This is a genomic window from Streptomyces sp. NRRL S-1813 (assembly GCF_000719605.1).
GTDB classification, from domain to species: domain Bacteria; phylum Actinomycetota; class Actinomycetes; order Streptomycetales; family Streptomycetaceae; genus Streptomyces; species Streptomyces decoyicus.
Genome location: NZ_JOHB01000056.1, coordinates 20,460 through 28,639 on the forward strand (window position 1 = coordinate 20,460; position 8,180 = coordinate 28,639).

The following is an 8,180-nucleotide window of genomic DNA, read 5'->3' on the forward strand; positions in this document are numbered from 1 at the left end:
TCAGCTGGGCCCGGCCTTGTAGCCGACCCCGCGCACGGTCACCACGATCTCCGGCCGCTCCGGGTCCCTCTCGACCTTGGAGCGCAGCCGCTGCACGTGGACATTGACCAGCCGGGTGTCGGCGGCGTGCCGATAGCCCCAGACCTGCTCGAGCAGCACCTCACGGGTGAACACCTGCCACGGCTTGCGTGCCAGCGCCACCAGCAGATCGAACTCGAGCGGGGTCAGCGCGATCGACTGCCCGTCGCGCTTCACCGAATGGCCCGCCACATCGATGACCAGGTCACCGATCGCCAGCTGCTCGGGCACCGGCTCCTCCGAACGCCGCAGCCGCGCCCGGATGCGGGCCACCAGCTCCTTGGGCTTGAACGGCTTGACGATGTAGTCGTCCGCGCCCGACTCGAGCCCGACCACCACATCCACCGTGTCGGTCTTGGCGGTCAGCATGACGATCGGCACTCCGGACTCGGCCCGGATCAGGCGGCACACCTCGATACCGTCCCGCCCCGGCAGCATCAGGTCGAGCAGTACAAGATCGGGCTTGGTCTCGCGGAAGGCCGCAAGGGCCTTGTCACCGTCCGACACAAACGACGGTTCAAAACCTTCGCCGCGCAGCACGATGCCAAGCATCTCTGCCAGTGCGGTGTCGTCGTCGACGACCAGGACGCGTCCCTTCATTCGGCCATCATCCCATTACCTGATCGTGACTTACTCCATCGTGACGTGGAACACACCTCTGCCAGCCCCTTCCGGGTCACCGGCGACACCACTCCGGCCTCCGTGACGATCGCCGTCACCAGCTCCGCCGGAGTGACGTCGAAGGCCGGGTTGTAGGCCTGTGCGCCCAGCGGCGCCACCGGTATGCCGGTGCCCGCCTCCATCCCGGGCCCCTGTACATGCGGCAACGAGAACTCCGTCACTTCCTGGCCCGGCCGCTGCTCCACCTCGATGTCCGACCCCTCCTCGGTCTCCAGATCCACCGTGCTCGTCGGTGCCACCACCACGAACGGAACGTGGTGATACCGCGCCAGAACCGCCAGTGGATAGCTGCCGATCTTGTTGGCCACCGAACCGTCCGCCGCGATCCGGTCCGCGCCGATCAGCACCGCATCCACCTCGCCCGCGGCGAACAGCGACCCTGCCGCACCGTCCGAGAGCACCGTGTACGCCATACCCGCCCGAGCCGCCTCATAGGCGGTCAGCCGCGCCCCCTGTAGCAGCGGCCGTGTTTCGTCCACCCACAGCCGGCGCAGCTCGCCGGCCCGATGCGCCGCCCGCGCCACCGCCAGGGCGGTGCCCTCGCCCCCGGACACCAGCGCGCCCGAATTACAGTGCGTGAGAATCCGGTGGCCGCCGCCCGGCAGCAGCTCGCCCAGCAGCGCCAGCCCGTGCTCCGCCATCCGTGCGCTGGCCTCGATGTCCTCGGCATGCACGGCCCGCGCCTCGGCCAGCGCCGCCTCCGCGGCCGCCTGAGCACCGGCCCCTTCGGCCACCGCGGCGCGGTGGGCGGCGGCCGCCCGCCGCACGCCGTAGCCCAGATTGACCGCGGTCGGGCGGGCCTGCGCCAGCGCCTCCACCGCCTCCTCCACGTCAAAGCCCCGCGCAGCGGCCAGCGCGACGCCGTAGGCACCCGCGATGCCCAGCAGCGGAGCGCCGCGTACGGCCAGCGTCCGGATCGCCTGCACCAGCGCCGGCACGTCCGTGCAGACCAGCTCGACCTCCTCCGCCGGCAGCCGGGTCTGGTCGAGGAGAACCAATACGGGCCCCTCGGGCGGCTCCTCCCAACGCAATGACGGAATGGTGAGCGCCCCGGCGCCCGACTCGGATACCTCGTACTGATCGCCCATTCCTTCAGTCTGACGCCGACCGCCCCTCGAACAGAAGGTCCCCTCGCGCTCCGGGCCCCGGTACGCAACGTCGACCGCCATGACACGATGACTGCCACCGCGGACCCCGGACCCCCGCCGCCCCGGCGGACGGGCAGCAAGAAGGAGCGACGATGAACAACTCTCCGGGCTGGGCCTCGCCCGGATCCACTCCCTCCGACGAGCCGGCCCGCGGCACACAGGAGCAGCCCCCTCAGGAAGACCGGCCCGCCCCCGGCGAGCAGTCGCCCCCACCGAACTGGTCCAAGCAACAGCCGCCCGCCGGCCAGTGGTCGGCCCCCACCGGCATCCCCGGCCAGAGCGGCCCCCACGGGAGCAGTGGCCGGGACACGGCAGGTGACCGCGCCCGTGCCTCGTCGCCCGGTCCCGGCGGTCCCGGCTGGGGCGGCCACCCCGGCAATCAGCCGCCCTGGGGCGGCGCCTGGGCCCCGGTTCCGCAGGCCGCCAAGCCCGGCGTCATTCCGCTGCGCCCGCTCGCCGTCGGCGAGATCCTCGACGGTGCGGTCGCCACCATGCGCGCCCACTGGCGCACGGTCCTCGGCATCTCGCTGATCGTCGCGGTCCTCGCGCAGACCGCCATCACCGTGGTCACCGGCATCTGGTTCCGGGGCGCCGGCCGCGACCCCTCCCTGGCGAACGACAACGTCCCGCCCCTCCGCGACACCCTGCACCAGATGGGCAATTCGCTCGCCGGCTCCGGCATCACCTCGGCGATAGGGCTGCTCGCCACGATCGTCGTCACAGGTTTGCTGACCATGGTCGTGAGCCGCGCCGTCCTGGGCCGCCCGGTGACCGCCGGGGAAGCCTGGCGCGATGCACGTACCCAACTCCCGCGCCTGCTCGGCCTGCTTGTCCTGCTGCCCCTGCTCATCACGGCGATATTCGCGGTCGGCATGGCTCCCGGTCTCCTCCTCACCGCCACCGGCACGCTGGAAGTGGGCCTGCTGCTCACCCTGCTCGGCGGGCTCGCCGCAAGCGTCGTGAGCATCTGGCTGGGGGTCCGCTACAGCCTCGCCTCCCCGGCCCTGATGCTGGAGAAGCAGGGCGTCATCGCCGCCATGCGCCGGTCGGCGAAGCTCGTCCGGGGCACCTGGTGGCGCGTGCTGGGTGTGCAGCTCCTCGCCTTCCTCCTGACCGGCATCGTCGAGTTCATCATCCAGATCCCTGCCACCGTCATCGCCTTCCTCATCGGTGGCGAGAACCTCATGGACTGGGCGAACGGCACCGGCAACACCGCCGGCTGGTCGTTCCTGATCGTGCTGGGCATCGGAGCCGTCATCAGCTCCACCATCACCTTCCCGATCAGCGCCGGCGTCACCGCGCTCCTGTACGTGGACCAGCGCATCCGCCGCGAGGCACTCGACCTCGAACTCGCCCGTGCCGCGGGCCTCCCCGGCTACGGCGCCGACGCCCCCACCCCCCGCCCTGCCGCGCCCACTCCCGCAGCCACGGACGCGACCGCCGGCAACGCGCCAACAGCAGCAGCCCCGACCTCCGCTGACGCCTCTCCCGGCAGCGCGAAGACGGAAGACGCAACACCGGACAGCCCCACCGCAGACGGCTCCCCGGCGGAGAGCAACGGCGCGACCGCCCCCGAGCCGGGCTCCGCGACCAAGGACGGCGCCACGCCGACGGACGCCGCCCCCGCGGACGCCACCCCCGCCGACGACTCCGGGCAACGCCCCAACGACGCCGCGCCGGGAAGCTGATGCGGTGACCAGAGGGGGGAACATGACCGCGCTCGGACCACTCATGGCGCGCTCCGACGACGACATACCGGTGAGGACCCCACGCATTCCTGCCCGCGAGGCGGCCGAGCGTGAACTGTCCGACCCCCGGTACCACCAGCACGACCCCAACCCGATCCAGCAGGCCCTTGATTGGCTCTGGGCGCGCGTCGACGAGCTCGTCGGCGCCGCTGCCGGCACCACCCCGGGTGGCTGGATCGGGCTTCTCGCCATCGCCGCGTTCGTCGTTCTGCTGATCGTCGCCCTCCGGTTGCGGCTCGGCGCGGTGCGCCGCACTCCCACCACGAGCGGCGCGCTCTTCGCCGAAATGCCCCGCACCGCCGCCGAACACCGCTCCGCAGCCGACCGGCACGCCGCCGAAGGCCGCTGGAACGAGGCGATCCAGGACCGCATGCGCGCCCTCGTCCTCGCCCTGGAAGAACGCACACTGCTCACCCCCGGCCCGGGCCGCACCGCCGACGAGGCCGCCGACGAGGCCGGCCGGGCCTTTCCCGCACACGCCGGCCGGCTGCGCACCGCGGCCCGCACCTTCGACGAGGTCACATACGGCGGCCGCCCCGGCACGGAACGGGCGTACACCCTCCTGGCCGGCCTCGACACCGACCTCCAGCACGCCAAGCCCGACCTGGCCATCGCCCCGACCGGGAGCCGCGGATGACTACGGCCGCCCCCGACACCCCCGCACTCGCTCCCACCGCTCGTGGTCTGTGGACCCGGTCCCGCGGGCCACTGCTCGCGCTTCTTCTGCTCGTCGTCAGCGGTGTGGTCCTCGGCGCCCTCCAGTCCGGCGAACAGCACGGCCGGCTCGATCCCCGGTCCGCGGACCGGACCGGAAGCCGGGCCCTCGCCCGACTGCTGGCCGCCGACGGCGTCTCCACCCAGGTCGTGACCACCTCTGAGGAAGCCGCCGCCGCGGCCGGCCCCGACACCACCCTGCTCGTCACCGACCCCGACGTACTGACGCAGGATCAGCTGACCGGCCTGCACACCGCGACCGCGCACACCCCCGGCCGCACCGTCCTGCTCGCCCCCGGCACCTCGTCCCTCGAAACCTTCACCCCCGGCGTCCGGATGGAACCCCCGGCCCGCATGTCGGCACGCCCGCCCGCCTGTTCCCTGCCGGACGCCCGCCGCGCGGGCACTGCCCTCCTCGGCGGCCTCCGCTACGCCACGGCAGCCGACGACGCCGACCGCTGCTACGTCAGCGGCGGCCGGCCCACCCTGCTGCGCCTGCCGGCCCCCGGAACCGGCCGCGACACCGTGCTCCTCGGCTCCGCCGATCTCCTCTACAACCAGCACCTCGCCGAGCACGGCAACGCCTCGCTGGCCCTTCAACTCCTCGGTACGCACAAGCATCTGGTCTGGTACCTCCCCTCCGTGAGCGATCCGTCATCCGCTCAGGACCAACAGCGTGGTTTCCTCGACCTCATCCCTTCCGGCTGGCGCTGGGCCCTGCTCCAACTCGCTCTCGCCGCCGTATTCGCGGCGCTGTGGCGCGCCCGCCGCCTCGGCCCCTTGGTCCAGGAAAAGCTCCCGGTGACCGTCCCTGCCGCCGAGACCACCGAGGGCCACGCCCGCCTCTACGAGCAGGCCAACGCCCGCAACCGGGCCTCCGACGTGTTGCGCTCCGCGACCCGCATGCGGCTCGCCCCCCTCATCGGCGTGTCCGCAGCGCACGCCCACACCGCTGGCGTCCTTCTGCCTGCCCTTCACGCCCACTTGACCGTCGCGCCCGGCCCCGAAGCAGACCTCCATGTCCTGCTCTTCGGCCCGGCACCCGCGGACGACAGAGCCTTGGTGCGCCTGGCCGACCAACTCGACGCACTCGAATCCTCGATCGTTTCCCAAGAGAGGCACGCCCCCCGTGAGCACCCCGACCGCTGACAGCGCCCGAACCTCCCTTGAGGACCTGCGCACCGAGATAGCCAAAGCCGTCGTAGGCCAGGACCCCACCGTCACCGGGCTGGTCGTCGCACTCCTCTGCCGCGGTCATGTGCTCCTCGAAGGCGCCCCCGGCGTCGCCAAGACCCTGCTCGTACGCGCCCTGTCGGCCGCTCTCGAACTCGACACCAAGCGCGTCCAGTTCACCCCAGACCTGATGCCGAGTGATGTCACCGGCTCACTGGTCTACGACAGCCGCAGCGCCGAGTTCTCCTTCCAGCCGGGCCCTGTCTTCACCAACCTCCTGCTCGCCGACGAGATCAACCGCACGCCTCCCAAAACCCAGGCGTCGTTGCTCGAAGCGATGGAAGAGCGGCAGGTGACCGTCGACGGCACGGCCCGTCCCCTCCCCGAGCCGTTCCTGGTGGCTGCCACCCAGAACCCCGTGGAGTACGAGGGCACTTACCCCCTCCCCGAGGCTCAGCTCGACCGCTTCCTGCTGAAGCTGACGGTGCCGCTCCCCGCCCGCCACGACGAGATAGACATCCTCACCCGCCACGCGGCCGGCTTCAGCCCCCGCGACCTCGGCGCCGCAGGTCTGCGCCCCGTCGCCTCCACCGCCGACCTCGACGCTGCCCGGGCCGCGGTCGCCAAGACCGCTGTCTCCCCTGAAGTCACCGGCTATATCGTCGATATCTGCCGTGCCACCCGCGAATCCCCCTCGCTCTCTCTCGGTGTCTCCCCCCGAGGCGCCACCGCCCTGCTCTCCACATCACGAGCCTGGGCCTGGCTGACCGGCCGCGACTATGTCACCCCTGACGACGTCAAGGCCCTCGCCCTTCCCACGCTCCGACATCGCGTCCACCTCCGACCCGAAGCGGAGATGGAAGGAGTCACCGCAGACTCCGTGATCAACGCCGTGCTCGCTCATCTCCCCGTCCCCCGCTGAGACGACACCGTGGCCCTCACCGGACGCACCGCCCTCATCTCCGCACTCGGAGCCCTCTTCGTCGGCTTCGTGCTGCCCAGCTGGCTCGGTATCCTCACCGTCCAACTCGCCTTGCTGATAGCAATCTTGTGCGATCTCGCGCTCGCCGCGCCAGTGCGAAAGCTCCATTTCACCCGAACCGGTGACACAACAGTTCGACTCACAGGCGAAGCCCACACACACCTCACGGTGACCAACCCGAGCGGCCGCACGCTGCGCGCCCAGATCCGAGACGCCTGGCCCCCCAGCTCCTTCCGCCCCGGCTCGGACTTCCCCGCATCCCGCCACACCGTGCGCGTCCCCGCCGCCGAACGCCGACGCCTCACCACGACGCTGCACCCCACCCGCCGCGGCGACCATCACGCAGTCCGCGTCACGGTCCGCTCCTACGGCCCGCTCGGCCTGGCCGCCCGCCAAGGAAGCCGGCACGTCCCATGGACGCTGCGCGTCCTGCCGCCCTTCACCAGCCGCAAGCACCTCCCCGCCAAGCTCGCCCGGCTCCGCGAACTCGACGGCCGCACCAGCATCCTGACCCGCGGCGAGGGAACCGAGTTCGACAGCCTCCGCGACTACACCCCCGGCGACGACACCCGCTCCATCGACTGGCGCGCCACCGCCCGCCGGCAGAACCTCGCAGTCCGCACCTGGCGCCCCGAACGCGACCGACGCATCCTGCTCGTCCTGGAGACCGGCCGCACCTCCGCCGGCCGCGTCGGCGACATTCCCCGTCTCGACGCCTCCATGGACGCCGCCCTGCTGCTCGGCGCCCTCGCCGCCCGCGCCGGCGACCGCGTGGACCTGCTCGCCTACGACCGCCGCATACGCGCCTCCGTACAAGGCCGTACGGCACGCGATCTTCTCCCGGCCCTGACCGACGCCCTGGCACCCCTCAAATCCGAGCTGGTCGAGGCGGACGCCCGCGGCTTGGCCGCAACGATCCACCGCCGCACCCCGCGCCGGTCCCTCATCGTGCTCTTCACCGGCCTGGACGCAGCTCCCGTGGAGGAGGCTCTCCTGCCCGTCCTCCCCAGCCTCACCCAGCGCAACGAGCTCATCATCGCGGCCGTGGCCGACCCCCGCATCGAGGAAATGGCCGCCGGCCGTCACACCCCCCAGGCCGTCTACGCGGCAGCCGCCGCGGAACAGACCCACGCCGCGCGCCGCCGCACCGCAGACCGCCTACGCCACCACGGCATCACGGTCATCGACTCCACCCCGGCCCGCCTGGCCCCGGACCTGGCCGACGCCTACCTCACCCTGAAGTCCGCCGGCCGCCTGTAACCCCTCGCTCCTCCCCACCTCTCACAGGACATGACCCCAGCAGCTACAGGCCACGAGGCACGGGGACTACAGAGCAGCAATACGAGGCGACGCCACCCCGGTAGCAGTCGCTGTGCCACCGCGGAGCCTGGCCGCCGCCCCCTGCGCTCTGAACGAAGGACCAGTAGAGGCGAAGCCCTCAGCCCCGGCTCCTTGAGCCGTGCCTCTTCCCCCTGTCCGCACCGGCCTGAGGGACACACATCCCACACCGCCACCAGCGCCGAGCTCTCCCCCCACCCATCGATCACACACACCGGCCCCCACGCGAAAATGCCCCGCCCCCGGACCGAAACCCGGAAACGAGGCACCCCGGAACGCAGAAAAGCCCCGCACCATAAGGTGCGGGGCTTCCCACAA

Annotated in this window: 7 protein-coding genes; 5 read left to right on the top strand and 2 right to left on the bottom strand. The window is 71.8% G+C overall.

Annotated elements, in window-relative coordinates; all coding sequences use genetic code 11:
- Together mtrA and mtnA are read right to left on the bottom strand one after the other, a co-directional pair.
- Complete coding sequence (gene mtrA, locus IF67_RS0137360) at positions 1-678, bottom strand: two-component system response regulator MtrA (RefSeq protein ID WP_030993347.1); 678 nt, start codon at positions 676-678, stop codon at positions 1-3.
- Positions 675-1,847: an S-methyl-5-thioribose-1-phosphate isomerase gene (mtnA, locus tag IF67_RS0137365; RefSeq protein WP_030993348.1), complete on the bottom strand. Its 1,173-nt coding sequence runs from the start codon at positions 1,845-1,847 to the stop codon at positions 675-677. The genes mtrA and mtnA overlap by 4 nt, the downstream gene beginning before the upstream one ends.
- A 152-nt stretch (positions 1,848-1,999) precedes the next feature.
- On the opposite strand from mtnA, the gene IF67_RS0137370 reads away from it, so the two are divergent.
- The 5 genes from IF67_RS0137370 to IF67_RS0137390 are packed head-to-tail and all read left to right on the top strand — an operon-like array spanning position 2,000 to position 7,784.
- Positions 2,000-3,595 carry a DUF7544 domain-containing protein gene (locus tag IF67_RS0137370; RefSeq protein ID WP_030993349.1) on the top strand — a complete coding sequence of 532 codons (1,596 nt, stop codon included), beginning with the start codon at positions 2,000-2,002 and terminating at the stop codon, positions 3,593-3,595.
- Positions 3,596-3,617: 22 nt separating this feature from the next.
- Positions 3,618-4,292 carry a DUF4129 domain-containing protein gene (locus IF67_RS0137375; RefSeq protein WP_030993351.1) on the top strand — a complete coding sequence of 225 codons (675 nt, stop codon included), beginning with the start codon at positions 3,618-3,620 and terminating at the stop codon, positions 4,290-4,292.
- Positions 4,289-5,518, top strand: coding sequence for a DUF4350 domain-containing protein (locus tag IF67_RS0137380; RefSeq protein WP_030993353.1), 1,230 nt, complete (start codon positions 4,289-4,291; stop codon positions 5,516-5,518). Before IF67_RS0137375 ends, IF67_RS0137380 begins: the two co-directional genes overlap by 4 nt.
- Entirely contained in the window at positions 5,499-6,464 is a 966-nt protein-coding gene (locus tag IF67_RS0137385; RefSeq protein WP_030993354.1) for an AAA family ATPase, read from the top strand. The genes IF67_RS0137380 and IF67_RS0137385 overlap by 20 nt, the downstream gene beginning before the upstream one ends.
- A 9-nt stretch (positions 6,465-6,473) precedes the next feature.
- Positions 6,474-7,784 (top strand): DUF58 domain-containing protein, encoded by a 1,311-nt coding sequence (locus IF67_RS0137390; protein ID WP_030993356.1) that lies wholly within the window; start codon positions 6,474-6,476, stop codon positions 7,782-7,784.
- Positions 7,785-8,180 lie beyond the last annotated feature (396 nt).

Coding starts and splice junctions, on each gene's coding strand:
- IF67_RS0137375 (WP_030993351.1), top strand. CDS start 3,618: ATGACCGCGCTCGGACCACTCATGGCGCGCTCCGACGACGACATACCG.
- IF67_RS0137370 (WP_030993349.1), top strand. CDS start 2,000: ATGAACAACTCTCCGGGCTGGGCCTCGCCCGGATCCACTCCCTCCGAC.
- mtnA (WP_030993348.1), bottom strand. CDS start 1,847: ATGGGCGATCAGTACGAGGTATCCGAGTCGGGCGCCGGGGCGCTCACC.
- mtrA (WP_030993347.1), bottom strand. CDS start 678: ATGAAGGGACGCGTCCTGGTCGTCGACGACGACACCGCACTGGCAGAG.
- IF67_RS0137380 (WP_030993353.1), top strand. CDS start 4,289: ATGACTACGGCCGCCCCCGACACCCCCGCACTCGCTCCCACCGCTCGT.